A 26,198-nucleotide genomic window follows, 5' to 3' on the forward strand; every position below is an offset into this window, starting at 1 on the left:
ATGCATCCCATGCAGCTTTCGTTGGCGGTCGACGCGACGTAGTCCTGTGACCCATGCCCGCCCGAGATCGCCCCTATGTCATCTGCCACATGGCGCCGTCCGTCGACGGGCGCATCGTCACCGCCTCCTGGAAGCTGCCCTCCACCCTGTACGCCGAGTACGAGCGCACCGCGCGGACGTTCGACGCCGACGCGTGGATGATCGGCCGTGTCTCGATGGCGCCGTACGCGGGGAAGGCCTCCATCCCGAAGCGCAAGGTAGCGCCCGTCCCGAGGAAGGACTTCATTGCCCGTCGTGACGCGGGCTCGTACGCGATCGCGCTCGACCCGTCGGGCAAGCTCCGATGGCGGTCGAACGACATCGACGGGGAGCACGTCATCACCGTGCTCACTGAGAAGGTCTCCGACGCGTACCTGGCCTTCCTTCAGTCGAAGGGCATCTCGTACCTGTTCGGCGGCCGGAGCGACGTGAACCTGAAGCGCGCGCTCGAGAAGCTCCATCAGGTGTTCGGCATCAAGAAGCTGCTCCTCGAAGGCGGCGGGAAGATCAACGGCTCCTTCCTCGCGGCCGACCTCGTCGACGAGCTCAGCCTGCTCATCGCCCCGGTCGCTGACGGATCCATCGATACGCCGACGCTCTTCGACGCGGGCGCGGTGCCCGTCGCGCGGCGCCTGAAGCTCAAGTCGGTGCAGAAGCGCTCAGGCGACCTCGTGTGGCTTCGCTACACGCGGGCGCGCTGAGCGACGAGGCGCGGAGCACCACGTCGATGAACTCCGCCAACCAAGACGTCTCCGTGACGACACCCAACGTCGAGCGCGGAAAGCTGCGTGTCCTCATCATCCTGGGCGCGCTGATGTCGTTCGCGTCGATCTCGACCGACATGTACCTGCCGGCGTTCCCGACGATGCAGCGTGAGCTCGGGGGCGCGGCGGGTGACATCGAGCTCACGCTCTCTTCGTTCCTCGCTGGGTTCGCCGTCGGCCAGCTTCTCTGGGGGCCGATCGGAGATCGGTACGGGCGACGGCTGCCGATCGCCGTCGGGCTCGTGCTCTTCGTCCTCGGCTCCATCGGATGCGCCTCGTCGACGTCCGTCATGGGGGTGGTTGTCTGGCGCGTCGTGCAGGCCGTCGGAGCCTGCTCGGGCCCCGTGCTCGCGCGCGCGATGGCGCGCGTCCTCTACGCTGGCGAACGCGCCGCGCAGATGCTCTCGACGCTCATCTTGATCATGATGGCCGCGCCGCTCCTGGGGCCGCTGCTCGGTGGGCAGCTCCTCGTCGTGTGGTCTTGGCAAGGCATCTTCTGGGTCTTGGCCGTCGTCGGCATCCTCGCGCTCTTCGGCCTTCCGATGCTGCCCGAGACGCTCCCACCCGATCAGCGCGTTCGCGCACCCCTCGGCGATGTCCTGACCGACTACGTCGCCCTCGTCCGCAACCCGAGGCTGATGGGCTTCGCGCTCTCGAGCGCCTTCTTCTACGCGGGCATGTACGTGTTCATCGCGGGCAGCCCGTTCGTCTACATCGAGTACTTCGGCGTCCCGTCCCGCGACTACGGGCTCCTCTTCGGCGTGAACATCGTGGGCATGATGGTGACCAACTTCTTGAACACGCGCCTCGTGATGCGGCTCGGAAGCGAGCGCCTCTTCCGTGCAAACGCGGTGGCTGGCGTTCTCGCTGAAGCGCCTGGGAGAGCGGGCGCGGCGTCGTCCCTCGTCGGCGCCATGCAGTACGGCAGCGGCGTCGCGAGCGCGGCGCTCGTGGGTTGGCTCGCCGACGGGACGCCGCGACCGATGAGCTGGCTCATGGGCGCCTCGGGCGTCGCGGCTCTCGCCACCGCGCTCCTGGTGAAGCGCGAACGGTAAGGCGCCGTCGGCGTCTCCACGAGAACGGGGCGTTCCGGCCGCGCATGAATCGGGAGAGCTTCGGGCGAGCGCAATCTTCGGGTTGCGACTGTGGGGTGATGCGTGCGAGGGATCGTCCTGAGAATGCTCGCGAAAACGGACATGTACCTGCTTCAGCCACGAACCGCTTCGGCGACGGTCGCCGTACCGTTCCTGGCGGCGGCGAGGGGGGCTGCCCGATGAGCACGAAGCGCACGGCATCGGCGACGCCCTCTTCTCTGACGCGCGCACCGAAGGGCTACACGGAGTGGATCGCCGACGTGAAGCAGCGCGTCCGGGCCGCGCAGATGCGCGCGAGCCTCGCCGTGAACCACGAGCTCATCGCGCTCTACTGGAGCATCGGTCGCGACATCCTCGAGAAGCAGAAGAAGCTGGGCTGGGGGGCCGGCGTGGTAGATCGCGCTTCTGCCGATCTGCGCACCGAGTTCCCGAACATGCAGGGCTTCTCGCGGGCCAACATGATGTACATGCGCGCCTTCGCCAAGGCGTGGCCGTCCCGTGACGCAATTGTCCAACAGGCTGTTGGACAATTGCCTTGGGGTACGAACCTCGTGCTCCTCACGAAGCTGAAGACGCGCGACGAACGCCTCGCGTACGCCGCCAGCGCCGTCGAGCACGGCTGGTCGCGCGCGATGCTCACCATCCACATCGAACAGGGCACGGTGGAGCGGACGGGCAAGGCGCTCACCAACTTCGAGCGAACGCTACCGAAGCCCGTCTCGGACCTCGCGCGCGAGAGCCTGAAGGACCCGTACCGCTTCGACTTCCTCTCGCTCGGCGCAGAAGCCGGCGAGCGTGCGCTCGAAGACGGGCTGGTCGGGCACATCTCGAAGTTCCTCCTCGAGCTGGGCGCGGGCTTCGCGTACGTCGGGCGGCAGGTGCCCATCGAGATCGACGGGCGCGACTTCTTCCTCGACCTGCTGTTCTACCACCTGCACCTACGCTGCTTCGTCGTCGTCGAGCTGAAGGGAGGGGAGTTTCAGCCCGAGCACGTCGGTAAGCTCAACTTCTACCTGAGCGCCGTAGACACGCAGCTACGCCGCGAGCACGACGCGCCCTCCATTGGCCTCCTCCTCGTGAAGACGCGGAGCCGCGTCTTTGCCGAGTACGCCCTGCGCGATACGACCAAGCCGATGGGCGTGGCCGAATACCAGCTCAAGAAGGCGCTGCCAAAGAAGCTCGAAGCGAGCCTGCCGAGCATCGCGCAGATTGAAGCCGAGCTGGCCGAGTCGAAGGCCACGACGAGATCGAGCGCGAAGAAGGGGCGTGCGCCGAAGAAGAGGACGAAGTGACTGCCACAACAGGCGATCGGACCCCCGCCGAACTGGTGGCTGACGCGCTCAAGCGACGAATGGCCCCCGCATTCGTCGCGGGACGGTGCGAACCGGGAGAACGGTCCCAGCTTCGAGCATTGTTCGTCCTGGGTTTTCAGCCATCTACGAAGCTTGGGACGGTGCGAACGGAGAGAACTCGTCCCGCAGAGAGGCTTGCGAACGGGTTGGTGAACGGCGTCGAACGCCGAGCCATTCCTTCCTCTTCGCAGCGAGGAGGAGTCAACGAAGCCCCCGGGGTGCATGCCTTGGGGGCTTCGTCATTTCTCCCCTGTTTGCACATCGGCGTGCGCTGCGTGCGTCGGGGCGGCGTTTGCGCAGAGAGCGCCACGCGCGCGTGCACGGGCTCGTCGAGGACAACGGTATAGACGCGCATGGACAAGAAGCCGCGAATCTTCACGACATCGTTCGGGAGCGTGTATCCGCTCTACGTGCAGAAGGCTGCGAAGAAGGGGCGGACGAAGGAAGAGGTCGACGAGATCATCACCTGGCTCACGGGCTACAGCGGTGAGCAGCTTCGGCAGGCCATCGACGACAAGGTCGACTTCGAAGCATTCTTCGCCCAAGCGCCCCGAATGAATCCGAACGGGGGGCTCATCACCGGCGTCGTGTGCGGCGTGCGCGTAGAAGACATCGCCGATCCGCTGATGCAGAAGATCCGCTACCTCGACAAGCTCATCGACGAGCTCGCCAGGGGAAAGAAGATGGCGAGCATTCTTCGACGGTAGCCGCGAAGGGCTACGACGACCGTCCCCGAAACCCGTCCCTCGGCGGCTTTGCCTCCCCAGGCGGCTCGTTCTTGTCGCGGAACCAGTCGATGAACACGCGCAGCTTGGGTGGGAGCTGCACGCGGCTCGGGTAGTACAGGTAGAAGGCCTCGCGGACGAGCGCGTGGACGGGCAAGACCCGCTCGAGCGCACCTGAGGCCAGGTCGCGCGCGGCGAACTGCTCGAACACATAGGCGAGGCCGTTGCCCTCGCGCGCCGAACCGAGCACGGAGCGCATGTCGTCGAGGATGAGCGGGCCCGTGACGTCGAGGGTGCGGCGCTCCTTGCCGCGGCGCAGCGTCCACTCGAGGAGGCGACCTTCGTCACCGAGCCCTTCGACCTGCCGGTGATCCAGCGGCGCCTGGCGTTCTTCGCGGACCCGTACGGCAACCTGTTCGAGCTCGCCGAAGTGCGGAGCTGAGCCGCTGCTGGGCGTCATGCACGCAGCCCTCCAGAGCGGCGGGACCGCGCATGCCGCTCGATCCCTCGACCCGAGCCGCGCGCTTGACAATCAATAAGCCATCGCTTATGAATCTTCCATGCAGAGCGCGGCCGTGGCCGAGAACAAGATCTTCCAGGCGCTGGCGGACCCCAGCCGTCGGGCGATCTTCGAGTCGCTCACGCGTGGCGAAGCGGCGGTGAAGGACCTCACGGCGCGCTTCGACATCTCGCAGCCGGCGGTCTCGCAGCACCTCGCCGCTTTGAAAGACGCCGGCCTGGTGAACGGCCGGCGCGAGGGGCGCTGCGTTTACTACCGGGTGGAGCCGCACGGGATGAAGCCGCTCATCGACTGGATCGCGCACTACCGCGCCTTCTGGACGGAGCACGTCGATCGCCTCGAACAACTCTTGAAGAAGATGGACGAATGACTCTCATCGACAAGACCGACCAATCGCAAAACGAGACCATTTCATTCGAGTTCGATTTGCATCATTCGCCGGGGAAGGTGTGGCGCGCGCTCACCGACCCCGTGCTGCTCACCGAGTGGCTCCTGCCCGTCGCCGGGCTCAAGCTCGAACCGGGGGCCGCGTTCACGTTCAAGACCCAGCCGTATCCAGGGTGGGACGGCACCGTGAACTGCCAGATGCTCGAGATCGAAGAGCACAAGAAGCTCAGCTACAAGTGGGTCGTCGGCGACATGGTGCTGGACACCGTGGTGACCTTCACGCTCACGCCCACGGCGTCGGGCACCCACCTGTCTCTCGTGCAGTCGGGCTTCAAGCCGGACCAGAAGCAGAACTCTGGTGGCGCGCGCTACGGCTGGAAGATGATGGGCGGGAAGCTCGTCGACCTGCTCGCGAGGCTCCCATGAACTGCAGGTTGTCACGCTCGGCGACCAGGGCTCGGCCTCAGAGGAGGCCCCATTGAACTGGAACAGATGGGTCCGGGAGGGCCACCGCTGGCTGTCCATTGCCTTCACGGTGGCTGTCATCGTCAACTTCGTCGCCATGTCGCAGAAGGAGCCTCCCGTCTGGGTGAGCTTCCTGGCGCTGCCCCCGCTCGCCTTGCTCCTGTTCAGCGGCCTTTACCTGTTCGTGCTGCCGTATGCCACCAGGTGGCGCAGCGTGCGACGCACCGGCTGAACGGGCTGAAATCTTGTCCCGCCGGTTTTCCTGAGAGACTCCCCCGCATACCCTTGGCGCCCTGAGCCATGAATGAGCCCATGCCCTCCTCCAGCCAGCACGCCGCAGACAGCCACGACCTCATCCGCGTCCAGGGCGCCCGAGAGAACAACCTGAAGGACGTCAGCGTCGAGATCCCCAAGCGACGGCTGACGGTGTTCACCGGCGTCTCGGGATCGGGGAAGTCGTCGCTGGTGTTCGGCACCATCGCGGCGGAGTCGCAGCGGCTGATCAACGAGACCTACAGCACGTTCGTGCAGGGATTCATGCCGACGCTGGGCCGGCCCGAGGTCGACGTGCTGGAGGGGCTGACGACCGCGATCATCGTCGACCAGGAGCGCATGGGCGCCAACTCCCGCTCGACGGTCGGCACGGCGACCGACGCCAACGCGATGCTGCGGGTGCTGTTCAGCCGCCTGGGCAAGCCGCACATCGGCTCGTCCAACGCCTTCTCCTTCAACGTCCCGTCGGTACGCGCGGTCGGGCAGATGACGGTCGAGAAGGGCGCCAGCAAGAAGACCGAGAAGCGTGTCTTCAATGTCACCGGCGGCATGTGCCCGCGATGCGAGGGCATGGGATCGGTCACCGACATGGACCCGTCGCAGCTCTACGACGACAGCAAGTCACTCAACGAGGGGGCGATCACGATCCCCGGCTACAGCGTCGACGGCTGGTATGGCCGCATCTTCAGCGGCTGCGGCTTCTTCGACCCGGACAAGCCGATCCGCAAGTTCACCAAGAAAGAGCTGCACGACCTGCTCCACAAGGAGCCGACCAAGATCAAGGTCGACAACATCAACTTGACCTACGAGGGGCTGATCCCGCGGATCCAGAAGTCGTTCCTGTCCAAGGACGTCGACGCGATGCAGCCGCACATCCGGGCCTTCGTGGAGCGCGCGGTCACGTTCACCACCTGCCCCGATTGCGGCGGCACCCGGCTCAACGAGGCCGCGCGGTCCTCCAAGATCAAGAAGATCAACATCGCTGACGCCTGCGCGATGCAGATCAACGACCTGGCCGCGTGGGTGCGCGGTCTGGACGAGCCTTCCGTTGCGCCACTGCTGGCGACGCTGCGGGAGACGCTCGACGCGTTCGTGGAGATCGGGCTGGGCTACCTCAGCCTCGACCGTCCTACCGGCACGCTGTCGGGCGGTGAGGCGCAGCGCACCAAGATGGTCGGACACCTCGGGTCGTCGCTCACCGACGTCACCTACGTCTTCGACGAGCCGACGATCGGGCTGCATCCCCACGACATCCAGCGGATGAACGACCTGCTGCTGCGGCTGCGCGACAAGGGCAACACCGTCCTCGTGGTCGAGCACAAGCCGGAGACGATCGCGATCGCCGACCACGTCATCGACCTCGGCCCCGGGGCCGGCGCCGCTGGCGGCGAGGTGGTCTTCGCGGGCACCCTCGAGGGGCTGCGGGCCAGCGGCACGCTCACCGGGCGTCACCTGAGCGACCGGGCTGCCCTGAAGCCGTCGGTGCGGAAGCCGTCGGGTGTGATGAAGGTGCGCGGCGCCCGCACCCACAACCTCAAGGGCGTCGACGTCGACATCCCGCTCGGGGTGCTGGTGGTGGTGACCGGCGTTGCGGGGTCGGGCAAGAGCTCGCTGATCCACGGCTCGGTGTGTGGCCGCGACGGGGTGGTGTCGGTCGACCAGACCCCGATCCGTGGCTCGCGGCGGAGCAACCCGGCGACGTACACCGATCTGCTGGAGCCGATCCGCAAGGCGTTCGCGAAGGCCAACGGCGTGAAGCCCGCCCTGTTTAGCGCCAACTCCGAGGGCGCCTGTCCGACCTGCAACGGCGCCGGGGTGATCTACACCGACCTGGCGATGATGGCCGGCGTCACCACGGTCTGCGAGGAGTGCGAGGGCCGGCGGTTCCAGGCGTCGGTGCTGGAGTACCGGTTCGGCGGGCGCAACATCGCCGAGGTGCTCGACATGTCGGTCGAAGACGCGGTCGGCTTCTTCGGCGCCGGCGAGGCGCGTACGCCGGCCGCGCACGCGATCCTGCAGCGCATGGCCGACGTGGGGCTCGGCTACCTGCGGCTCGGCCAGCCGCTCACCACGCTCTCGGGCGGCGAGCGGCAGCGGATCAAGCTCGCGACCCAGATGGGCGCCGAGGGTGGCGTCTACGTGCTCGACGAGCCGACCACCGGGCTGCACCTCGCCGACCTCAAGCAGCTCCTCGGGCTGCTGGACCGGCTGGTCGACGCTGGCAAGTCGGTCATCGTGATCGAGCACCACCAGGCGGTGATGGCGCACGCCGACTGGATCATCGACCTCGGGCCGGGCGCGGGTCACGAGGGCGGGCGGATCGTCTTCGAAGGCACCCCGGCCGACCTGGTGGCGGCGAAGTCGACGCTGACCGGCGAGCACCTGGCGGCCTTCGTCGGCAGCCGTCCGAAGGCTGTCCGCGCTCGCTGAGCGAGACGCCGCCGCCTGCGCCGAGCGCGACGAAGGCGGAGACCGACGCGGCGCCCTTCCTCGTACGTCGCGCGCATCCCTTCACGCAGCGTCCTTGCAGTCGTGCTCTCTGGCTCCGCACCGCGGGGGCGACGGAGGAGCGGTCGCCGACACCTTGGCGGTAAATCGATACCGGTTAGTTTCGGAACTTGATGGTTTCGAAACTAAGCAGTACCGATACGCACCGAGGACGAGGTGACTGCATGGCTCAGCACGATGACGGGTCCGTCGAGGTCGAGTCCGCGCAGCCAGGGCGCAAGCGAGACCCCTCGCGTGACGCGCAGATCCTCGACGCCACGCTCGAGGTCCTCGCCGAGGTGGGCGCCGCAGGGTTGACGATGGACCTGGTGGCCGCGCGGGCCGGGGCCGGGAAGGCGACCATCTACCGCCGCTGGACGTCGAAGGCCGAGCTGGTCATCGACGCCGTCGCGCACATGAAACGCAATCAGGTCGATCTCGAGCGTCTCCCCGACACGGGCACGCTCCGCGGAGACCTGCTCGGTTTGTTCAAGCCGCAGTCGATCGAAGAAAGAGAACGCAGGCTCAAGATCATGAGCGGTCTCGCCTCGCTCCTCTCGCAAGAGCAGGAACTCGCCGACGCAGCAAACAGCGCGGTCGTCGAGCCGTGGGCCGAAGCGCATTTCGCGCTGATGCAGCGAGCCGTGGCGCGCGGTGAGATCTCGGCGTCTGCTGACATCGGGACGCTGTCTCAGGTCATCCCGTCGATGGCCGCCTACCGCGCCCTGGTCCAGCGCAAGCCGTTCGACCTGGCCTTCCTGGTGTCGATGGTCGACGGAGTCGTCATGCCGGCCCTCCGCAATCAGCCCTCCGACTTGCCACGAGATCTGTCAGATCACCGATCTGATCACACCGCCTCAAGGGTCGACGGATCCCCGTCACCCCGAAGAACCACGAGCGTGCGGAAACGCTCGAAACCCTGAACCTGCACAGGAGAACGTCATGACCGTGAGCGTTACCAATCACCTCAACTTCCGTGGCAATGCCCGATCGGCGCTGGAGTTCTACCAGTCCGTATTCGGTGGTGACATCACCATCGTCACCTACAAGGACGCCCACAGCATCCAGGCTCCGTCGGAGGCCGAGCAGGTGATGTGGGGCCAGGTCGCCGCCGAGAACGGCTTCCGAGTGATGGCTTATGACGTGCCCTCCCGGACGCCCTGGGAGCAAGGCGAGAACGCATTCTTCGTCTCGGTCCGCGGCGATTCCTCCGCCGAGATCACCGCGCTCTGGGAGAAGCTCTCCGCTGGCGCCACCATCGCGCAACCCCTGGCGCCGTCGGGATGGGCGCCCCTGTACGGGATGCTCAAGGATCGCTTCGGCACGACGTGGGTCCTGGATGTCGCGACGGAGTACAAGGCGTCCTAGGAGACAACGATGCCCCAGTCCCTTGGAGCGACGTCGACCACAGACGACGTGCTCGAGAGCCATGATCTCGGCGGCAAGCACATCCTGGTCACTGGCGTGTCCTCCGGCCTCGGTATCGAGACGGCGCGCGCGCTCGTCGCCCACGGAGCCCACGTCGTGGGCGCCGCGCGTGACCTTGAGAAAGCGGAAACCGCGACCCGTGAGGTGCGCGCGGCAAGTGCCGGATCCGGTCGGCTCGATCTGGTGGAGCTGGACCTCGCTTCGCTGGCCAGCGTGCGCCGTTGCGCCGACGACTTGCTGAGGCAGGGGAAGCCGTTCGACGTCATCATCGCCAATGCCGCTGTGATGGCGTGTCCGTTCGGACTTACCGAGGATGGATTCGAGGTGCAATTCGGCACGAACCACCTCGGGCATTTTGTGCTCATCAACCGGCTCAGGTCCCTGCTCCGGACCGGCGCGAGGGTGGTGTCGCTTGCGTCATCGGGGCATCGTTACTCGGACGTCGACCTCGACGATCCGCGTTTCGAGCACACGCCCTACGAGCCGTTTGTCGCCTATGGGCGCTCCAAGACCGCGAACATCCTGTTTGCGGTGGAACTCGATCGGCGCCTCCGCGAGCGCGGCGTGCGTGCCACCGCAGTGCACCCGGGCGTCATCCATACGCCGCTGGGGCGTCACCTCCCCGCCGACTCCCTCAGGGCCATGGTCGAGCGAACCAACGCTGACCTCGTTGCTCGAGGTAAACCTCCATTCGCGTTGAAGACAGTGATGCAAGGCGCGGCGACCTCGGTCTGGGCTGGCGTGGTGGCCGCGGCTGACGAGGTTGGTGGCCGCTACTGCGAGAACTGCCATGTCACCACCAGGGTCACCTTCGACCCGATCGAGCCCACCGACGAAGGAGTGCGTCCCTATGCGCTCGATGCCGCGCGGGCGGCAGCGCTCTGGGCGATGAGCGAGGGGTTGGTGCGCGAGCACTTCTGAGGGCGGCCGCCGGCCCAGCTCGCGTTCGCGTCCCTGAACGTCCGGTTCGAGGTGCTGGCACACCCTTCGTTCGTGGCCGGGCACGACCTGGGTCCTCCCTCCTCTGGAAGACGCTCTCTCGCGCGCGAAGCCGGGCTGCTGGCACGTGGGGTGCGCTCGCGGTCACGCGGAGCGCGGCCGGGGTCTGATGAAGGATGCTCGACGATCGAGGAACTCAGATCACGGGCGCGCGAAACGGGACCTCGGGCCAGCGAACCCGGACCGCGGGCACAAGAAGCGGGACCGCTGGCGAGAGAAGGAAGACCGACGTTCAGGGAACGCGGACCGCTGGCACGGGAAGTGGGACCGCTGGCACGGGAAGTGGGACCGCTGGCACGGGAAGTGGGACTACTGGCGAGCGAAGGAAGACCGACGATCAGAGAACGCGGACCACTGGCACGGGAAGTGGGACTACTGGCACGGGAAGTGGGACTACTGGCGAGCGAAGGAAGACCGACGATCAGAGAACGCGGACCACTGGCACGCGAATGCGCTTCGCTGTCACGTGAAGGTAGCTTTGCCGACGAGGGTCGGCACACATGGTGGGATGAGCAGGGTTCGCTGCCACGAGGATCAGGTTCGCTGCCACGTGGATCAGGTTCGCTGCCACGTGGATCAGGTTCGCTGTCACGTGGATCAGGTTCGCTGTCACGTGAAGGAAGACCGACGTTCAGTGAACGGAGACTGCTGGCGCGTGAACGCGCTTCTCTGTCACGTGAAGGGTGTTCGCGTTCGAGGGAAGGGGACATCCCTGCCACGTGTAGGCGTCGTCTCTGAGGGGGGTGGAGCACGCAGTCAGGTGAGCTGGCACCACTGTGACGTGAACGCGCTTCGCTGGCACGTGAACGCGCTTCGCTGGCACGTGAATGCGCTTCGCCGGCACGTGAAGGGCGTTTGCCGTCGGGCGATGTGGATTCACTGACACGAATGCCGATCCCGGTGAGGTGCATCGCCAGACTGATGCTCCGGGACACCGAGCACCGATGTGGCTTTCGGCGTTCCGGGGGGCGGTCAGCGAACTCCCGCCGCAGGGTTTCGACGTGCTGGCGCGGGCTCTTCGGCCTGGTGGAGAGAGACCGCGGCCTGCTGGAACAGAGATGCGACCTGCTGGAGCGAGAGTGCGACACCTGGGCGCGGGTTGTCCCACATGTCGGTCTGGATCTGGTTCTGCTGCAGCGAGCATGGCGTATGCGCGTTGCCGGCTGACAGTCGTTTTCAGGAGCTGCTCATTGGGTGGAGAGCCATCCGCTCCATCGGATGTTGCATCGAAGTGTGGTGGCACGACACCTGCTTTGCGCGGCGTTTAGCATTCTGTGTGCCAGCAAGACGATTGGAACGGCGATCGTGAGCGGTGGCGATGTCGGTCTTGGGCGCGGGTGATGTCGCCGTGGGTGCGATGGCAGAATGGCGGATCGCGTCCTGTGCGTTCATGAAATTGCAATCGTGGGGATTGACAATCGATCCGAGCGAATGCATGAAGTGTGGCTGTACCGACCGGGCGTCCCGCGGCCGGTACGTGAACTGCGCACGCGCTCCAGCCGGAGTGCACCAACACACAGAGGAATGACGACGATGGCGACGACGCTATTAGTGAAGCTGTATGCGGGGTCTCATACCCTGGATTTCCAGCACCTCGATGGGGTGCTCGTCGATCTGCCCGACAGGGGCACGCGCGGGCTGCGGCGCGAAAAAACCGACTGGGACAAGGTGGATCAGGAGCTGATGACGCGGCTTCCGCTGCATGCGGCGGCGCTGCGGATTGCTTCGGATTTCGGGGCGCAGCTCGCCTCCATGAACGAGCGGATCGAGCAGGTGCGCGCGTTCAAGGTGGCCGTGAACAAGCTCGCCGAGGTGGCCATGGAGACCGAGGTCTACCTCGAGGACGAGCGCGAGGGGATGGTGTCGCTCGTGGTGGAGGCGGTGCGCAAGGCGGCGAAGCGCACCGACCCGACGCTGATGACGGCATTCGAGCGGACCGTCGGCTATCACGGGCAGACGGGCAAGCTGGCGGCGAAGACGCGGCGCAAGAACGAGGAGGCTGCCGCGCAGGAGGCCGCCGCCGAGGAAGCCGCTGCCGAGGAGGCCGAGGAGCGGCTCGTCCCCGAGAAGAAGGCCGAGGTGCGGCAGCAGGTGTGAGCGGCGGCGTGAAGGGGTGATTCCCGGGTGATTCGCATTGCGGGTCTCTGGGGATCGCAATCAGCAAGGCGCAGGGAGGATCCGGGACGCGGGTCTTCGCTGCGCCTTTTCTTTGTCGCGCAATCGCGATGGTCTCGGCTTCGTCGCAAGAATGCGCACTTTCGCCCTGGGGGATCGACGGCACCGAGGGGCTCTGGTCAAATCCGCCGATGGTCGCGCTCCTCGTCTCCTCTGCCCTGCGCGAGAAGGCCATCGCGGCTGGCGCGCAGGCCTGGCTCGATGCCCTGCCGGACCTCGTCGCGCAGCTCGAAACGGAGTGGTCACTCAGGCTCGGGGCATCGTTCACGACAGGCACGGAGGCGTTCGTCGCGGAAGCGCGCCGATCCGATGGGACACCGGCCGTGTTGAAGGTGCTCATGCCTCAAGAGGACGACTCCGTCCTTCGAGAGATCAAGGCGTTGCGCCTCGCTGACGGTCGGGGTTGTGCGCAGGTCCTCGCATCCGACGAACGCAAAGGCGCTCTGCTCCTCGAGCGGCTGGGCCGACCGCTCGCCGCTCTCGGCCTTCCTGAATCGCAGCGGCGTGACATCATGTGCCGCACCGCGCAGCGGATGTGGAGACCCGCGTCCGGCCATGGATTCCCGACCGGCGCCGAGAAAGGCGCGTGGCTTCAGCGTTTCATCGTGAAGACCTGGGAGGACGCTGGCCGTCCCTGTTCGGCGAGGGTCGTCGACCATGCGTGGGCCGCGGCAGAGCGTCGCATTGCCGCGCACGACGAGGCGCGCGCGGTGCTCGTCCATGGCGACGTTCACGAGTTCAACGTGCTCGAAGCGGGTGAGGGCTTCAAACTCGTCGATCCCGACGGGCTCCTGGCCGAGCCAGAGTACGACCTCGGCGTGATCCTCCGCGAAGATCCACCCGAGCAGATGAGGGTGGATCCTCGACGAAATGCCCGCGAGCTGGCCTCTCTCACCGGGTGCGGCGCCGATGCCATCTGGGAGTGGAGTGCCGTGGAACGCGTCTCCACCGGGCTCCTGCTCGTCACCATGAGCATGCAACCCCTGGGGAGCCAGATGCTTCAGGCCGCCGAAGTTGCGGCGCAATGACGGCACAGCCCCGGCGCGACGCGGACGCCTCCACGCAACAAGCCTCGGCCCAGCTCAGGAGTCGTTCCGCCGTACCGCCGTGGCGCGCGCCTCCTGACGGTACGCGCGGGGGGAGGTGCCGACGACGCGGCGGAAGGCGGCGCTGAAGGCGCTCTCCGACGCGTAGCCGAGGGCGAAGGCCAGCTCGCCGACCGCGCGGTCCGTGGTGCGGAGGGCGTCGCGCGCGAGGTCCATCCGCCAGGCGATGGCGTAGTCCAGCGGGGGTCGGCCGACGAGCTGCTTGAAGCGCAGGGCCAGGGCGGAGCGAGACATCCCCGCGGTCGCGGCGAGGTCGTCGAGGCTGAAGCGCGCGCCGACGTCGGCGTGGATGTGCCGGAGGGCGAGGCCGATCTGCGGATCGGCGAGGGCGCGCAGCCAGCTCGCCCGACGCTGCACACCGCCGACGTCCGCAGAGCGCATGGCGTGGACGAGGATGAGCTGCGCGAGGTGGTCGAGGACGAGCTTGCGCCCCGCGCGCTGCTCGGCCAGCTCGCGCACGAGCAGACCCGAAAGCTCGCGCAGCGGCCCCGCTGCTGCTGCTGGGACCCGCAGCACCAGGGGCAGGGCGTTCATGAGCAGGTGCGCATTCGACGGGTCGAAGATGAAATGACCGCCGACGATGTGCGTGGCTGGGCCCGCGTCGGCGGCTCCGAGCGTGACCACGCCGTCGATGGCGTCGCTGAACAGCGGCTTCGCGTCGAGGCGTGGCGCCTGCAGATCGCTCGCCATCACGTAGGCCGGCGGGTTGCCCAGCAGGTAGACGTCACCCGCTTCGCAGCGCACGGCGCGGCGTCGACCCTCCACGAGGATCACACAGTGGCCGGCCACGATCGTGCCGAACTTCACGTGGGGATATCCCTCGAAGCGGATGCCCCACCGGCCGCGCGCCAGCAGACCCGCCGAGAGGATGGCCTCCGGGCGGAGCAGGTGGATGACGTCGTTGATGGGGTCTCCAGCCGGCGGCTGCATGGACGATGCGAACCGTACGATAAGGGGAACGCGCCGTGCACCCGCGCCTGCTCTTGACGCACAGCTTCTCACGCAACAGAAAAGGTGCCATGAGAAGGGACAGCCGGCTCTCGGTCGCTCTGCACATCCTGCTGCACATGAAGGAGGTGGGCGGGGTGATCACCTCGGAGACGCTCGGGCCCATGATGAACATGAACCCGGTGGTCGTGCGGCGGACCTTCGCGGGGCTGCGCGAGGCCGGCATCGTGCACTCGGAGAAGGGACATGGTGGGGGGTGGTCGCTCGCGCGCGACCTCGCGTCGGTCACGCTCGGGGACGTGTACGACGCGCTCGGGATGCCGGCGCTCTTCAGCATCGGGCACCGTGACGAGGCGCCGGGGTGCCTCATCGAGCAGGCGGTGAACCGCGCCGTGGGGGAGGCGCTCGACGAGGCCGAGGCGCTCCTCCTGACGCGGCTGCGGAGCGTCTCGGTGGCGGACCTCGCGAACGACGTCCGGCCCAGAGCTGTACGCCACGCGAAGAAGGGCGCCTGCGCGACACCGACGCGCCGCCCTGCCTCGCGTCCTGTGGAGTGAGCCGCGCGGTCGCCGCCCGCTCACGCGCGGTCGCCGCCCTGCCACGCGCAGCCACCGCCCTGTCACGTCGCGGTGCCTCCCCCTGGCGCGCAGTGTTGCTTCAATGGCGCAGGGGGTCATTCTGTACAGGCTCGGCGTTCTGGTCTCATGCGCCGATGGCGAAGAAGCAATCGACTGTCGGTAAGGTCCCTCAGCTCGTCGTCGCGGGCAGACACGAACACGCGGGCGCGCGTGCGGTCACCAACTGGACGACGCTGGATCCCGAGTGCGCATTTTGCGGGAGCAACTTCGGCGTCATCCAGGTCTCCAAGGCGCTCGTGAACGAGCGTCTCCTGCCGATGTTCGACGCCATGGGGACCCCGCTCTGGATGTGCAACGTCGAGCAGATTGACAGAAGGTGCGCCAAGCTCTCCAGGCTCGCGGCGGCCGCCCCACCGCGCACCGCGTGGGAAAACGAGTCGCTCTCCAGGCGAGCCCCCCCGAAGCCGGCCCCGCGTCAGGGCAGCCGTTCTCCCTCGGAGCGCGCAGGGCAGGAGGTATTCACCACCATCCTGGAGGCCGGTCCTGACTGGCTCTCGGCGGTCCGCTCCGAGCTCTCCGGCGAGCGCGCCGCGGTCGCGGTCGACCTCCTGTCGCTGAGGGAGCCTTGCAGGGCCGCGTGGCAGTTCAACCCCGCGCTGCCGATCGACGACTGGGCAGTGGTCGCGTACGAGGCCTTCCGCACCGGAAGGCTGAAGACGTTCGAGCTCCGGTTTCCGGACCTGGAGGCGAGGCGCGTCGATCTCCTGCTCGACGCCTGGAGTGACGAGCGTCCCGAGGTCCAGGACGCCGCCGTGACCGCGCTCGGCGGCGGTCATTCTGGGTTCGGTGCGCCAGGGACCGAGCAAGAGCGCTGGAAGAGCTTCAGCAAACCCCAGCGAGAGCGCGGGATGCGCCTCTACGACAAGGACGCCGACGCACTCGACAAAGGCGTGCTCACCACGGCCAACAGGCCGTGGCGCGAGAGCCGGCTCAAGTCGATGGGGAAGGTGGTCGAGGCGCTGCGCACCTGAGCGGCACGCCTCAGCGCGCCGCCGGGGCAGCCTCAGCGCGTCGACGCGGCACGCCCTGCCTTCGAGAACTCCATGCTCTCGTCGATGGGCCCGTACTTGAAGAGCAGCACGTCGCGCGCGTAGTTCTGGTGGAGGCGCCAGGGCGCGACGGCGCCCTGCTTGGGGAGCGCGTCGAGGGAGCGCTGCACGTAGCCCGACTGGAGGTCGAGGAAGGCCCCCGTGGGCACCGACGGGTCTGGCGCGAGGGGCGTGCACTGCTGGTAGCCGTGCGCGTCCATGTAGTTGAGGAGCCGGCACACGTAGCCGCTCACGAGGTCGGCCTTGAGCGTCCAGGAGGCGTTCGTGTAGCCCAGCGTGTACGCGAAATTCGGCACGCCGCAGAGCATGGTGCCCTTGTAGCTCACGGTCTTCGGGTAATCGATGGGCCTGCCGTCGACCGAGAGGGTCAGCCCCCCGAAGACGAGCAGGTTCAGGCCGGTGGCGGTGATGATGATGTCGGCCGCGAGCTCCTCGCCCGACGCAAGCTTGATCCCCGTCTCGGTGAACGTCTCGATCTTGCCGGTGGCGACGGAGGCCTTGCCGCTCTTCACGGCCTCGAACAGGTCCCCGTCGGGCACGATGCAGAGGCGCTGATCCCAGGGGTCGTAGGTCGGCTTGAAGTGGGTGTCGATGTCATAGTCCGGCGGCAGCGCGCGCTGGAGGCCCTTGCGGATCAGCGACTTCATCGTCCCCGGAGAGCGCCGGCTGAGCTGGTAGGTCAGCGTGGAGAGGAGCACGTTCTTCCAGCGCACGATGGGGTAGGCGACCTTGGCCGGCAGCGCCCCGCGCAGCTTGTCCGCGAGCGCATCACGGGAGGGGAGCGAGAAGATGTAGGTCGGTGAGCGCTGGAGCATCGTCACGTGGGCCGCGCGCTCGGCCATGGCCGGGACGAGCGTCACCGCCGTGGCGCCGCTGCCGATGACGACCACGCGCTTGCCAGCGTAGTCGAGATCCTCCGGCCAGTGCTGGGGGTGCACGACCTGCCCGCGGAAGCGCTCGCTGCCCTCGAAGCGGGGGCTGTAGCCCTCGTCGTAGCGGTAGTAGCCGCTGCACATGAACAGGAAGCTGCAGGTGAGGCGCAGCGTCTCTCCGCCGTCAGGGCCTGCGTCGGCGCCGGTGCGCGTGACCTCCACGGTCCAGCGGGCGTCGGCGCTCGACCAGTCGGCGCGCCCCACGCGGTGGCCGAAGCGGACCTTCTCGTCGACGCCGTGGTCGCGCGCGGTCTCGCGGATGTAGCTCCGGATCGAGGGGCCGTCCGCGATGGCCTTGGCCTCCTCCCAGGGCCGGAAGGTGTAGCCGAGCGTGTACATGTCCGAGTCCGAGCGGATGCCCGGGTAGCGGAAGAGGTCCCACGTCCCCCCGATGGCGTCGCGGGCTTCGAGGATCGCGTAGGTCTTCCCCGGGCTCTTCGCCTGGAGGTGGCACGCGGCGCCGATGCCCGACAGGCCAGCGCCCACGATCAGCACGTCGAGGTGTTCGAGGGTCATGTCAGCTCCTGGGGTCCTCGGGCCAGCCAGACAGGTGCGGGACCCATGACGGTGAGGCCTGTCCGCACCGTATCGACACCGCATTTACCGTCAACACCGTGTCGGAGGGGCGCGCGCTGCGCGACAGACCCGTGGTACACACGCCCGCCATGGGCACCTGGGGTTCTGGTCCCTTCGAGAACGACGCTGCTGGGGACTTCCTCGCCGAGGCGCAGGGCTCACCCTCGCGGACACTCGCGAAGGTCCTGCGGCACCTCGCCAGGGCGCCCGCCGACACGTACCTCGAGATCGACGATACGGGCGCGGGCTGGGCCGCCTGCGAGCTGGTCGCCCTCGCCTTTGGCCAGGGGGACACCGCCTCTCTCGACGGTCACCTCCTCGACGTGGTCGCGAAGCTGGCCCCCAAGGAAGAGCACCGGCGCCTCGCCCTCGAGGTGCTCCCCCGGATCGCCGACCCTGCGACCTCCGAGCTGGCCGACCTCTGGCACGAGGGCGAAGACGGCGCGCTCTTCGACGCGGCCATCGCGGACCTCCGCAAGCGCCTGGAGGCGGCCAGCGCCGGCCCCCGTGAGGTGCCGAAGCCGAAGCCGGGAGATGTCATCGCGCTGCGGACGGGTGGGCCTCTCCGGGAGGCAGGCGGTGGGCAACAGGAGGCTCTCGCGCCCGCTGCAGCGCCGTCCCCGGAGCTGGTGATCGTGCAGGTCGTCGGCTCCAGTGAGGTGGCCGTGTTCGAGGGCACCTTTGCTGACGAAGCAGCGGCGCTCGCCGCCGTGAAAGGACACCCCGCCCGCCGCGTGCCCGCTGCCGTGAACAAGATCCTGCGCCGTGGCCAGGTCCTCGCGAACGTCCCCCTGCGCAAGGAGCTGCGAGGGAAGAAGGCCTACGCGGACGAGTGCGGCGCGATCGAGGAGTATGCTCTCAGCACGGCGAGCGGCGGCGGCGTCCGGATCGTCTCCTACGAAGAAGTGCGTGAGCACGAGCTGTTCCTGATGCACGACGAGGACGCCATCCGTGCCGTCGCGCTGGGCAGCCGCCCCCCTGCGCGCGTGCGATCGCCCGACGCGCGTGAAGCGGCGCTGCATGCCGACCATGCAGCCGCCTGGGCTGCTCGACGCGAGGTCACGACGCCCGGTCCCTTCGGCGACCTCGTGTACCTGGAGGCGCTGCTCGGGTGGATCGCCGACACGGGGCTTCACAACGCCGTGCAGAGCTTGTGCATGGTGGCGGATGGACAGACCGGATACGGCCGGCCCAGCGAGGATGCCGAGCGACGGTCCTATGCGTTCGCGGGCCTCGTCGCCCTCTGGCGCGGCACCTGGCCCGCCGAGCACTGGCCCACCGCGCTGGCCGGGCGCCTTCCGGCACCCCCGACCGCGGCCGACCTCGCCAAGGCGCTACGCGCTGCGCGCACCCTCGCGGATCGGGTGATCACCCGCGATGCGGAGCTCAGGCTGATCTGGGATGGGGCGCCCGATGGTGGCGCTGGCCTGCGTGGCTGGGTGGCGTCGCTGAAGGAAGCGCTCGGCGCTTGACCGCTACGCCATCACCTCGACGAGCGCGGCGACGCGATCGAGCGATTCGGCCGCCCCGTGTTCCATCCCCGACTACAGGTGCCCGTCGCGCGCCTCGACGGACGGGTGGACGCTCGTCGACAGGCGAACTCGTCCCCGTCGGGCCGACGCGCACATCGGCTTTGACCCTCGTCCCCATCCAGCGCTGCATGAGCTGCGGGTCGGTCCACGCGGCGTAGAGCGCCTCGGGGGAGGCGTCGAGGATGCGGACGATGGTGATCGCTTGCTCGGACGTGGTCATCGGTCCTGGTCTCCTGGTCACCGCCTGCGCAGCAGGTCGTCGCTCCGCGAGGCGTGCGGACCGTCGCGCAGCCCGCTCTGACAGCAGTCAACCTGGGCCCCGCCTTGACCGATGACGATAGAAATATTATAAACATAATATGAACGAAGCGCTGGTGCTCCTCCACGGTTCGGCGAACGGGTCCTACTCGTGGGGCGCCGTCTTCAAAGAACTCGGGGCCCTTCCGCGGCGGGTCTTCGTGCCCGACATGCTCGGCTACGGGAGCGCCCCGGCTCCCAGCGCGGAGTACGGCATCGCGGAGGAGGTCGCCTACCTGAAGGGGCTCCTCGACGCGCACGACATCGGGGAGATGCACCTCGTCGCCCACTCGGTGGGGGTGATGTACGGGCTCCATCTGAGGCGGGCGCTGGGCGCGCGGGTGACACGGCTCACGCTCCTCGATCCGGTGCTGGTGAGCGTGCTGCGTGAGCAGGGTGAGGAGGAGGGCTACGCCGAGATGCAGGGCCAGTACGACCGGTTCATGGAGCGCCTGCCGGACCACGCTGCGGCGGCCCGGACCTTCGTCGAGCACTGGAGCGGGGCCGGCGTGTGGGACACCCTCGGGCAGAGGGCGCGCGCCGTCATCACCGGGCTCGCGCCGAAGATCCGCCTGGAGATGATCGAGGCGCGATCGGACACGACCAGGCTCGCGGAGCTCGCGGCGTCACCGCCTCCCACCACGATCCTGATCGGAGAGCACACGCGGATCGCCCCGAGAGCGACCGCCCGGCACCTCGGGGAAGCGCTGCGCGCGACGAGCATGGTCGTGCCGGGCGCGGCGCACATGATCCCCTTGACGCACGCCGCGGCGGTCGCCGATGTGATCCGGAACTGAGGTCAGGCCATGAACCAGAAGGCAGAGCAGAAGCAGAGGTCGTACGAGGCCATCCTCGCCTCGGCGTCGTCCTTGCTGCGCGAGCGGGGGATCCGCGGCAGCTCGGTGATGGACGTCATGAAGGGAGCCGGGCTCACGGTGGGCGGCTTCTACGGGCACTTCGACTCGAAGGAGCACCTCTTCACGGAGACCATCCGGAGCGCGGCGCAGGCCATGTGGAAGGGGCTGGTGGCCACGGCGAAGGGGGACACGCCGGAGGAGAAGGCGGTGAGCGTGATCCGGCGTTATCTGTCGCGGAAGCACCGCGACCACCCGGAACTCGGGTGTCCGCTGCCCAGCATCGCCCCCGAGGTGGCGCGGGAAGGGGACCCGTACCGGGGGGCCCTGGAGGGCGAGCTCGTCGCGTTCGTGAAGCTGTTCAGCGATCTGCTCGAGCCCGATGAGGCGCGTCACGAGAAGGCGCTCGCGGTGATCGCCATGATGTACGGCGCGCTCTCGCTGTCGAGGGCCGTCGGGGGCTCGCAGCTCAGCGACGAGTTCCTCCGCGCCGCGAGGAAGTTCGGTGAGGCCATCGTGAAGAACGAGGCGACGTGAGGCAACGCATCCCAAGCCACGGAAGGTGAGTCATGACCAGAAGCTACGTGATCGATTCGGTACGGACGCCGAGAGGGCGCGGCAAGGCAGGCAAGGGCGCCCTGTCGGGGATTCACCCGCAGGAGCTGCTGGCCCAGGTGCTGAACGCGCTGGAGCAGCGGGGCGTGTTCTCTGCGGGCGAGGTGGACGACGTGATCGTCGGCTGCGTGTCCCAGGTGGGAGAGCAGGGCGCGAACATCGCGAGGAACGCGGTGCTCGCCGCCGGGTGGCCCATCGAGGTGACGGGAGTGTCCCTGAACCGCTTCTGTGCGTCGGGCCTGCAGGCCGTGAATTTCGGCGCCATGGCGGTCGCGTCGGGGGCGATGGACCTCGCCGTCGCGGGAGGCGTGGAGAGCATGTCGCGCGTCCCGATGGGGGCCGATGGCGGGGGGCAGGATGGCAACAACCTGCACCTCAGGGAGCGGCTGTTCCAGGTGCCCCAGGGAATCAGCGCGGACCTCATCGCCACCCTGGAGGGCTTCTCGCGCGAGGAGATCGACGCGGTGGCGCTTCGCTCGCAGAAGAGGGCGACGCGCGCCATCGAGGAGCGGCGCTTCGCCAGGTCGCTGTTCGCCGTGAAGGACCCGCGCACGGGGGCGGCGGTGCTGGAGAGCGACGAGTTCCCCAGGCCGGACACCACGGCCGAGGGGCTCGCGGCGCTCAAGCCTTCGTTCGTGGGGCTCGGTGAGGTGGTGGCCGGGCCGAACGGCGAGACGCTCGATCAGATCGCGCTCGCGGCGCACCCGCGCGCCGGGGCCATCAAGCACCTGCACACGGCCGGGAACTCGAGCGGGATCGTCGACGGTGCAGGCGCCGTGGTGCTCGCCTCGGAGCGGTACGTGAAGGAGAAGGGCGTCAAGCCGCGGGCGCGGATCCGGGCCATGGCGACCGTCGGGAGCGATCCGGTGCTGATGCTCACGGCGCCCGCGCCCGCGAGCGAGAAGGCCCTGCGCCTGGCCGGGATGAAGGCGCGCGACATCGACCTCTGGGAGATCAACGAGGCGTTCGCGGGGGTGGTGCTCCAGACGGAGCGCGCGCTCGGGATCGATCCTGATCGGGTGAACGTCAACGGAGGCGCGATCGCGCTGGGCCATCCGCTCGGGGCGACGGGCGCGATGCTGCTGGGCACGGCGCTGGACGAGCTGGAGCGGAGCGACAGGCAGACGGCGCTGATCACGATGTGCATCGGCGGCGGTCAGGGCATCGCGACCATCCTCGAACGGATCTGACGTCGTCAGCGCCAGGTCGCGTCGTCGCCGAGCACGCGGATGGGGCGGCCGTCGAGGAAGGCGCGGATGTCCTCGACCATCTGGCCGTAGCCTGAGCGGTAGCCGTTCTCGGTGACGTAGCCGATGTGCGGCGTCGCGAGGACGTTGTCGAGGGTGCGGAAGGGGTGGCCCTGGGGGAGTGGCTCGGCGTCGAACACGTCGAGCGCGGCGCCCGCGATGCGGCGCTCGGTCAAGGCAGAGAGCAGCGCGGCTTCATCCACGATGGGGCCGCGCGAGGTGTTGACGAGGTAGGCGGTGGGCTTCATCCGCCGGAGGGCTGCGTCGTCGACGAGCCCGCGAGAGCGCCCCGACAGCACGAGGTGAACGGAGAGCACGTCCGAGGCCGCGAAGAGCGTGTCCTTGTCGACCCGGCGCACGCCAGCCGACGCGGCTGCTTCGTCCGTGAGGTTCTGGCTCCAGGCGATGGTCGTCATGCCGAACGCCTGGCCAAACCTCGCCACCTGGCGGCCGATGCGGCCCAGGCCGAGGAGGCCGAGCGTCTTGCCTTCGATGTCGACGCCGATCTCGCGCTGCCATCCGCCCTGGCGCACCGAGGTCGCCTGACCGACGATGCCGCGGGTGAGCGCCAGCACGAGGCCCCAGGCGAGGGTCGGCGTCGCCAGCTCTGCGTGCGGGCCTTTTTCGGTACCGCTGACCACGATCCCGCGGGCGCGGGCGGCGCCGAGGTCGATGGCGGCGTTGCGCGTGCCCATGGTGGTGATGAGGGCGAGGCGGGGCAGCCGTGCGATGAGGTCGGCGCCGACCTGTGTCCGTTCGCGCATCAGGACCAGGATGTCGAAGGGAGCGAGGCGTTCGACGAGCGCGTCCACGTCGGAGACCACGTCGTGGAAGAAGGTGGCCTCCGCGCGGGGGGCGAGCGATGGCCAGTCGGCCATGCTCCGGGCCACGCCCTGGTAATCCTCGAGGACTGCGATGCGCAGCGGCGAAGGGGGGACAGAGGAGGAGGGGGTAGGGGAGGAGGAAGGGGAGGAAGCGGCGGTGCTCACGGGGTCGGCCTGGGTCACGCAAGGTAGGCGATCATCTTCTGGCGGGTGGCTTCATCCGGCATGCGGCCACGGCCCGCCTGGAGATTGTCGGCGATGTGCTTGGGCTTCGCTGTGGCGGGGATGGGGCAGGTCACGGCCGGATGGCCGAGGATGAACTTCAGGAAGAACTGCGCCCAGCTCGTGCAGTCGAAGTCCGCGGCCCAGGGCGGGAGGGGCTTGCCCTTGGCGCGCTCGAACAGGCTGCCCTCGTCGAAGGGGCGCATCACCAGCACGGCGGTACCGGTGTCTTTGGCAGCCGGGAGGAGCCGTTTCTCGGCCTCGCGCACGGCGAGGTTGTAGGGGAGCTGGATGAAGTCGAGGGCTTCCGTGCGGAGGAGCTTCTCCAGCTCCTCGAAGGCGCCGAGCTGGTAGTGGGTGACGCCGAGGTAGCGGATCCGGCCGGCCTGCTTCCACTCGCGCAGCACGGGGAGCTGGGTCTTCCAGTCGAGCAGGTTGTGCACCTGCATGAGGTCCATGCGTGTGGTGCGCATGCGCTGGAGGGAGCGCTCCATCTGCTCGATGCCTTCGCGCTTGCCGCTCGTCCACACCTTGGTCGCCAGGAACGGCTTGCCGATGGCCTGAAGCTCGGCGAGCAGGTCGCCGGTGACCGCCTCGGCGCGACGGTACATGGGGGAGGAGTCGATGAGGCGCCCACCACCGGTGAGGAACTGGCGCATCACGTCGAGCACCGGGGCGCGCTCGTCGGCGTTGCTGGAGTCGATGTCGAAGGTCCGCGCGGTGCCGAGGCCGATGACCGGGATGGCCTCGCCGGTCCTGGGGATGGGGCGGGTGAGCATCGGGGCGTTCTCCTGGGCTTGGGGGGCGGGGGGGCTGGTCTCCGGCTTCACGGGCGGGCTCGCGGGAGCGCCGACGCCCGTCTGGCCCGTCTCCGGGGCGGCGCTGAGCTTGGACTCCGGTTTGTCTCGCGTGCAGCCGGCGACCATGGCTGCAGAGACGGCCAGCGATGCGTGCAGGAATCCGCGGCGGTTCAGGTGGTCCATGGAACTCCACCGAGTGTGACACGGGGGAAGGGAGAGGCGAGGAGGGAGGGTGGTCAGCCCATGGGCTTCAGGCCGAATCCGCCGAGCATGTGGCCGCCGTCGGCGATGAGGACGGTGCCCGTGATGTAGGAAGCCGCGGGGCTGACGAGGAAGAGCGCGATCTCCGCCATCTCGTCCACGGTGCCGAAGCGCTGGAGCGGAATGGCCTCGGTCACCTTGCTGCGGATCTCTTCGGTGGGGGCGAGGCGCTGCATGCCCTCCGTGCCGGCGATGGGACCCGGGGCGATGCCGTTGACGCGGACGCCGAGCGGGCCCCACTCCATGGCGAGGACGCGGGTCAGCATGTCGACGCCCGCCTTGGCCGCGCACACGTGGGCCTGGACCACGGCCGGGTGCTGGGCCTGGCCCGCCGAGATGGAGAGGACGCTCGCGCCTGGCCTGCGCAGGTGCTCGAAGGCGGCGCGGCAGGCGTTGAAGGTGCCGACGAGGTCGATGTCGACCACGGCCTTGAAGCCGTTCGACGACATCCCCAGGGCGGGCGCCGGGAAGTTCCCGGCGGCTCCGTTGACCAGGATGTCGATCGGGCCGTAAGCCTCGACGCTCTTCGCGAGGGCGCCGGCGACGGCCGCGTAATCGCGGACGTCCGCGGTGAGGGCGAGGGCGTCTCCGCCCTGGGCCGCGAGGTGGGCCTGGGCGCGGGCTGCCTTCTCCGGGTTGCGGCCGAGGACCGTGACCCGCGCGCCAGCCCGGACGAAGCGCGCCGCGATGGCCAGGTTGATCCCGCTGGTCCCGCCGGTGACGAAGGCCGTCTTTCCCTGCAAGAGACCGTCACGGAAGACGCTCTCGGTGGAGCTCGAAGTCGGAGGGGTGTCTGTGCTCATGATGAATGACCTGCCGTGACGATAGCGGGGGTGAGCGAGGGAGGGGATCGCGAATCTCTCGGGGCAGCGCCGAGCGGTCCTGCCTGACACCGTCGTCCGACCGTGCGAGGCTCCCGCCGTGCAGCGGACCGAGCGCCTCTTCGCCCTGGCCGAGTACCTGCGGGGGCGCCGCACGGGCGTCACCGCAGAGGCGCTGGCCGAGCGCTTCGGCGTCACCATCCGCACCATTTACCGCGATCTCGACGCGTTGCGGGCCGCGGCCATGCCCGTCGCCGCCGAGCGCGGGCGCGGTGGCGGTTACGCCCTCGACCGCAGCTACAGCCTGCCGCCCGTGAACTTCACGGCCCGGGAGGCAGCCCTCCTCGTGGCCCTGGGGCGCTTCGCCATCGACATGCGCCTGCTCCCGTTCACGGACACCCTGCAGTCGGCCCTCGACAAGGTGCGCTCCGCCCTCTCCACGTCGGCCCAGCGCGACCTGCTGGTGCGGCTGTCCGAGCTGTCCTTCAGCGGAGTTCCGGCCATCCCCAGCAAGAAGGAGGTGCGCGCGGCGCTCGAACGCGCCTGGTTCGAGCATCAACCCCTGCGCATCATCTACGTCGACGGCAACCACGTCCAGACCACGCGGGAGATCCGCATCCAGTCCATCCTCATGGATCGTCACGAGACCCGCATCGATGCGATCGACGCGGCGAGCGGCGAGCGGCGGCACTTCCGGCTCGACCGCATCGCCCACGCCGAGGTGGTGCGCGTCGTCCCGCCGTGACGTGCGCACCCTGCCGGCCGTGT

The 26,198-nt window shown here is 68.3% G+C and carries 27 protein-coding genes; 20 read left to right on the plus strand and 7 right to left on the minus strand.

Annotated elements, in window-relative coordinates; all coding sequences use genetic code 11:
- Window positions 1–53: 53 nt before the first annotated feature.
- The 4 genes from CAP_RS03970 (at window position 54) to CAP_RS03985 (ending at window position 3,956) form a co-directional block, all read left to right on the plus strand.
- A complete protein-coding gene (locus CAP_RS03970) occupies window positions 54–740 on the plus strand; it encodes a RibD family protein (protein ID WP_044236177.1) in 687 nt (228 codons plus the stop codon).
- Between the two features lie 26 nt (window positions 741–766).
- Complete coding sequence (locus CAP_RS03975) at window positions 767–1,858, plus strand: multidrug effflux MFS transporter (protein ID WP_044236417.1); 1,092 nt, start codon at window positions 767–769, stop codon at window positions 1,856–1,858.
- Window positions 1,859–2,076: 218 nt separating this feature from the next.
- Window positions 2,077–3,189, plus strand: coding sequence for a PDDEXK nuclease domain-containing protein (locus CAP_RS03980; protein ID WP_044236179.1), 1,113 nt, complete (start codon window positions 2,077–2,079; stop codon window positions 3,187–3,189).
- Window positions 3,190–3,602: 413 nt separating this feature from the next.
- On the plus strand, window positions 3,603–3,956 hold the full coding sequence (locus CAP_RS03985; RefSeq protein WP_044236180.1) for a DUF2200 domain-containing protein: 354 nt from the start codon (window positions 3,603–3,605) through the stop codon (window positions 3,954–3,956).
- Between the two features lie 10 nt (window positions 3,957–3,966).
- Here the strand turns inward: CAP_RS03985 and CAP_RS03990 are convergent, their stop codons facing one another.
- Window positions 3,967–4,434 carry a LysR substrate-binding domain-containing protein gene (locus CAP_RS03990; RefSeq protein ID WP_052374108.1) on the minus strand — a complete coding sequence of 156 codons (468 nt, stop codon included), beginning with the start codon at window positions 4,432–4,434 and terminating at the stop codon, window positions 3,967–3,969.
- Window positions 4,435–4,534: 100 nt separating this feature from the next.
- On the opposite strand from CAP_RS03990, the gene CAP_RS03995 reads away from it, so the two are divergent.
- The 9 genes from CAP_RS03995 to CAP_RS04040 all read left to right on the plus strand — a co-directional run bounded on the left by CAP_RS03995 (window position 4,535) and on the right by CAP_RS04040 (window position 13,736).
- Window positions 4,535–4,864 carry an ArsR/SmtB family transcription factor gene (locus CAP_RS03995; protein ID WP_044236183.1) on the plus strand — a complete coding sequence of 110 codons (330 nt, stop codon included), beginning with the start codon at window positions 4,535–4,537 and terminating at the stop codon, window positions 4,862–4,864.
- Complete coding sequence (locus tag CAP_RS04000) at window positions 4,861–5,307, plus strand: SRPBCC family protein (RefSeq protein ID WP_044236185.1); 447 nt, start codon at window positions 4,861–4,863, stop codon at window positions 5,305–5,307. Before CAP_RS03995 ends, CAP_RS04000 begins: the two co-directional genes overlap by 4 nt.
- Window positions 5,308–5,359: 52 nt before the next feature.
- Window positions 5,360–5,578 (plus strand): hypothetical protein, encoded by a 219-nt coding sequence (locus CAP_RS04005; RefSeq protein ID WP_044236187.1) that lies wholly within the window; start codon window positions 5,360–5,362, stop codon window positions 5,576–5,578.
- An 80-nt stretch (window positions 5,579–5,658) separates the two neighbouring features.
- Window positions 5,659–8,049, plus strand: coding sequence for an ATP-binding cassette domain-containing protein (locus CAP_RS04010; RefSeq protein WP_156040476.1), 2,391 nt, complete (start codon window positions 5,659–5,661; stop codon window positions 8,047–8,049).
- A 242-nt stretch (window positions 8,050–8,291) separates the two neighbouring features.
- Window positions 8,292–9,029, plus strand: coding sequence for a TetR/AcrR family transcriptional regulator (locus CAP_RS04015; protein WP_044236191.1), 738 nt, complete (start codon window positions 8,292–8,294; stop codon window positions 9,027–9,029).
- Window positions 9,030–9,048: 19 nt separating this feature from the next.
- Window positions 9,049–9,474, plus strand: a complete 426-nt coding sequence (locus tag CAP_RS04020; RefSeq protein WP_044236193.1) for a VOC family protein — start codon at window positions 9,049–9,051, stop codon at window positions 9,472–9,474.
- A gap of 9 nt (window positions 9,475–9,483) precedes the next feature.
- Complete coding sequence (locus tag CAP_RS04025) at window positions 9,484–10,455, plus strand: SDR family NAD(P)-dependent oxidoreductase (RefSeq protein ID WP_044236194.1); 972 nt, start codon at window positions 9,484–9,486, stop codon at window positions 10,453–10,455.
- Window positions 10,456–12,057: 1,602 nt separating this feature from the next.
- Window positions 12,058–12,630: a hypothetical protein gene (locus CAP_RS04035; protein WP_156040477.1), complete on the plus strand. Its 573-nt coding sequence runs from the start codon at window positions 12,058–12,060 to the stop codon at window positions 12,628–12,630.
- Window positions 12,631–12,839: 209 nt separating this feature from the next.
- The gene (locus CAP_RS04040) at window positions 12,840–13,736 is read left to right on the plus strand and encodes an aminoglycoside phosphotransferase family protein (RefSeq protein WP_044236199.1); all 897 of its coding nucleotides are present in this window, start codon (window positions 12,840–12,842) and stop codon (window positions 13,734–13,736) included.
- A gap of 54 nt (window positions 13,737–13,790) precedes the next feature.
- On the opposite strand, the gene CAP_RS04045 is transcribed toward CAP_RS04040, so the two are convergent.
- Entirely contained in the window at window positions 13,791–14,744 is a 954-nt protein-coding gene (locus tag CAP_RS04045; protein WP_044236201.1) for an AraC family transcriptional regulator, read from the minus strand.
- Window positions 14,745–14,833: 89 nt separating this feature from the next.
- Between CAP_RS04045 and CAP_RS04050 the strand changes: the two genes are divergently transcribed.
- Both CAP_RS04050 and CAP_RS04055 read left to right on the plus strand, forming a co-directional pair.
- The gene (locus tag CAP_RS04050; protein WP_044236203.1) at window positions 14,834–15,319 is read left to right on the plus strand and encodes an Rrf2 family transcriptional regulator; all 486 of its coding nucleotides are present in this window, start codon (window positions 14,834–14,836) and stop codon (window positions 15,317–15,319) included.
- Window positions 15,320–15,474: 155 nt separating this feature from the next.
- Window positions 15,475–16,371 carry a hypothetical protein gene (locus tag CAP_RS04055; protein ID WP_044236205.1) on the plus strand — a complete coding sequence of 299 codons (897 nt, stop codon included), beginning with the start codon at window positions 15,475–15,477 and terminating at the stop codon, window positions 16,369–16,371.
- Between the two features lie 32 nt (window positions 16,372–16,403).
- Here the strand turns inward: CAP_RS04055 and CAP_RS04060 are convergent, their stop codons facing one another.
- Entirely contained in the window at window positions 16,404–17,897 is a 1,494-nt protein-coding gene (locus CAP_RS04060) for a flavin-containing monooxygenase (RefSeq protein ID WP_044236208.1), read from the minus strand.
- A gap of 149 nt (window positions 17,898–18,046) precedes the next feature.
- Between CAP_RS04060 and CAP_RS43695 the strand changes: the two genes are divergently transcribed.
- Window positions 18,047–19,429 carry a DUF4259 domain-containing protein gene (locus CAP_RS43695; RefSeq protein WP_052374111.1) on the plus strand — a complete coding sequence of 461 codons (1,383 nt, stop codon included), beginning with the start codon at window positions 18,047–18,049 and terminating at the stop codon, window positions 19,427–19,429.
- Here CAP_RS43695 and CAP_RS55635 read toward each other — a convergent pair.
- Window positions 19,344–19,709 (minus strand): SRPBCC family protein, encoded by a 366-nt coding sequence (locus tag CAP_RS55635; RefSeq protein ID WP_081864537.1) that lies wholly within the window; start codon window positions 19,707–19,709, stop codon window positions 19,344–19,346. The two genes, CAP_RS43695 and CAP_RS55635, sit on opposite strands and share 86 nt — an antisense overlap.
- A 139-nt stretch (window positions 19,710–19,848) precedes the next feature.
- Between CAP_RS55635 and CAP_RS04070 the strand changes: the two genes are divergently transcribed.
- The 3 genes from CAP_RS04070 to CAP_RS04080 are packed head-to-tail and all read left to right on the plus strand — an operon-like array spanning window position 19,849 to window position 22,445.
- A complete protein-coding gene (locus CAP_RS04070; RefSeq protein ID WP_044236210.1) occupies window positions 19,849–20,583 on the plus strand; it encodes an alpha/beta fold hydrolase in 735 nt (244 codons plus the stop codon).
- Window positions 20,584–20,592: 9 nt separating this feature from the next.
- Window positions 20,593–21,177: a TetR/AcrR family transcriptional regulator gene (locus tag CAP_RS04075; RefSeq protein ID WP_044236212.1), complete on the plus strand. Its 585-nt coding sequence runs from the start codon at window positions 20,593–20,595 to the stop codon at window positions 21,175–21,177.
- A 32-nt stretch (window positions 21,178–21,209) separates the two neighbouring features.
- Window positions 21,210–22,445, plus strand: a complete 1,236-nt coding sequence (locus CAP_RS04080; RefSeq protein ID WP_044236214.1) for an acetyl-CoA C-acetyltransferase — start codon at window positions 21,210–21,212, stop codon at window positions 22,443–22,445.
- Window positions 22,446–22,450: 5 nt separating this feature from the next.
- On the opposite strand, the gene CAP_RS04085 is transcribed toward CAP_RS04080, so the two are convergent.
- The 3 genes from CAP_RS04085 to CAP_RS04095 form a co-directional block, all read right to left on the minus strand.
- On the minus strand, window positions 22,451–23,380 hold the full coding sequence (locus CAP_RS04085; RefSeq protein WP_044236423.1) for a D-2-hydroxyacid dehydrogenase family protein: 930 nt from the start codon (window positions 23,378–23,380) through the stop codon (window positions 22,451–22,453).
- 125 nt (window positions 23,381–23,505) lie between these two features.
- Complete coding sequence (locus CAP_RS04090; RefSeq protein WP_231511071.1) at window positions 23,506–24,531, minus strand: aldo/keto reductase; 1,026 nt, start codon at window positions 24,529–24,531, stop codon at window positions 23,506–23,508.
- A 53-nt stretch (window positions 24,532–24,584) separates the two neighbouring features.
- Window positions 24,585–25,412 (minus strand): SDR family oxidoreductase, encoded by an 828-nt coding sequence (locus CAP_RS04095; protein ID WP_044236216.1) that lies wholly within the window; start codon window positions 25,410–25,412, stop codon window positions 24,585–24,587.
- Between the two features lie 118 nt (window positions 25,413–25,530).
- Here CAP_RS04095 and CAP_RS04100 point away from each other — a divergent pair, with 118 nt between their 5' ends.
- Window positions 25,531–26,175 (plus strand): helix-turn-helix transcriptional regulator, encoded by a 645-nt coding sequence (locus CAP_RS04100; protein WP_044236217.1) that lies wholly within the window; start codon window positions 25,531–25,533, stop codon window positions 26,173–26,175.
- The last annotated feature ends 23 nt before the right edge of the window (window positions 26,176–26,198 follow it).

The organism is Chondromyces apiculatus DSM 436 (genome assembly GCF_000601485.1).
Taxonomy (GTDB): domain Bacteria; phylum Myxococcota_A; class Polyangia; order Polyangiales; family Polyangiaceae; genus Chondromyces; species Chondromyces apiculatus.

Bases quoted from the DNA above. Each gene is read 5' to 3' on its own strand.
- CAP_RS04050 (WP_044236203.1), top strand. From the start codon at position 14,834: ATGAGAAGGGACAGCCGGCTCTCGGTCGCTCTGCACATCCTGCTGCAC.
- CAP_RS04015 (WP_044236191.1), top strand. From the start codon at position 8,292: ATGGCTCAGCACGATGACGGGTCCGTCGAGGTCGAGTCCGCGCAGCCA.
- CAP_RS04025 (WP_044236194.1), top strand. From the start codon at position 9,484: ATGCCCCAGTCCCTTGGAGCGACGTCGACCACAGACGACGTGCTCGAG.
- CAP_RS04080 (WP_044236214.1), top strand. From the start codon at position 21,210: ATGACCAGAAGCTACGTGATCGATTCGGTACGGACGCCGAGAGGGCGC.
- CAP_RS04095 (WP_044236216.1), bottom strand. From the start codon at position 25,412: ATGAGCACAGACACCCCTCCGACTTCGAGCTCCACCGAGAGCGTCTTC.
- CAP_RS43695 (WP_052374111.1), top strand. From the start codon at position 18,047: ATGGGCACCTGGGGTTCTGGTCCCTTCGAGAACGACGCTGCTGGGGAC.
- CAP_RS03980 (WP_044236179.1), top strand. From the start codon at position 2,077: ATGAGCACGAAGCGCACGGCATCGGCGACGCCCTCTTCTCTGACGCGC.
- CAP_RS03990 (WP_052374108.1), bottom strand. From the start codon at position 4,434: ATGACGCCCAGCAGCGGCTCAGCTCCGCACTTCGGCGAGCTCGAACAG.
- CAP_RS04020 (WP_044236193.1), top strand. From the start codon at position 9,049: ATGACCGTGAGCGTTACCAATCACCTCAACTTCCGTGGCAATGCCCGA.
- CAP_RS04075 (WP_044236212.1), top strand. From the start codon at position 20,593: ATGAACCAGAAGGCAGAGCAGAAGCAGAGGTCGTACGAGGCCATCCTC.
- CAP_RS04010 (WP_156040476.1), top strand. From the start codon at position 5,659: ATGCCCTCCTCCAGCCAGCACGCCGCAGACAGCCACGACCTCATCCGC.
- CAP_RS03995 (WP_044236183.1), top strand. From the start codon at position 4,535: ATGCAGAGCGCGGCCGTGGCCGAGAACAAGATCTTCCAGGCGCTGGCG.
- CAP_RS04000 (WP_044236185.1), top strand. From the start codon at position 4,861: ATGACTCTCATCGACAAGACCGACCAATCGCAAAACGAGACCATTTCA.
- CAP_RS03970 (WP_044236177.1), top strand. From the start codon at position 54: ATGCCCGCCCGAGATCGCCCCTATGTCATCTGCCACATGGCGCCGTCC.
- CAP_RS04035 (WP_156040477.1), top strand. From the start codon at position 12,058: ATGACGACGATGGCGACGACGCTATTAGTGAAGCTGTATGCGGGGTCT.
- CAP_RS55635 (WP_081864537.1), bottom strand. From the start codon at position 19,709: ATGACCACGTCCGAGCAAGCGATCACCATCGTCCGCATCCTCGACGCC.
- CAP_RS04040 (WP_044236199.1), top strand. From the start codon at position 12,840: ATGGTCGCGCTCCTCGTCTCCTCTGCCCTGCGCGAGAAGGCCATCGCG.
- CAP_RS03975 (WP_044236417.1), top strand. From the start codon at position 767: ATGAACTCCGCCAACCAAGACGTCTCCGTGACGACACCCAACGTCGAG.
- CAP_RS04070 (WP_044236210.1), top strand. From the start codon at position 19,849: ATGAACGAAGCGCTGGTGCTCCTCCACGGTTCGGCGAACGGGTCCTAC.
- CAP_RS03985 (WP_044236180.1), top strand. From the start codon at position 3,603: ATGGACAAGAAGCCGCGAATCTTCACGACATCGTTCGGGAGCGTGTAT.
- CAP_RS04055 (WP_044236205.1), top strand. From the start codon at position 15,475: ATGGCGAAGAAGCAATCGACTGTCGGTAAGGTCCCTCAGCTCGTCGTC.
- CAP_RS04045 (WP_044236201.1), bottom strand. From the start codon at position 14,744: ATGCAGCCGCCGGCTGGAGACCCCATCAACGACGTCATCCACCTGCTC.
- CAP_RS04060 (WP_044236208.1), bottom strand. From the start codon at position 17,897: ATGACCCTCGAACACCTCGACGTGCTGATCGTGGGCGCTGGCCTGTCG.
- CAP_RS04090 (WP_231511071.1), bottom strand. From the start codon at position 24,531: ATGGACCACCTGAACCGCCGCGGATTCCTGCACGCATCGCTGGCCGTC.
- CAP_RS04085 (WP_044236423.1), bottom strand. From the start codon at position 23,380: ATGGCCGACTGGCCATCGCTCGCCCCCCGCGCGGAGGCCACCTTCTTC.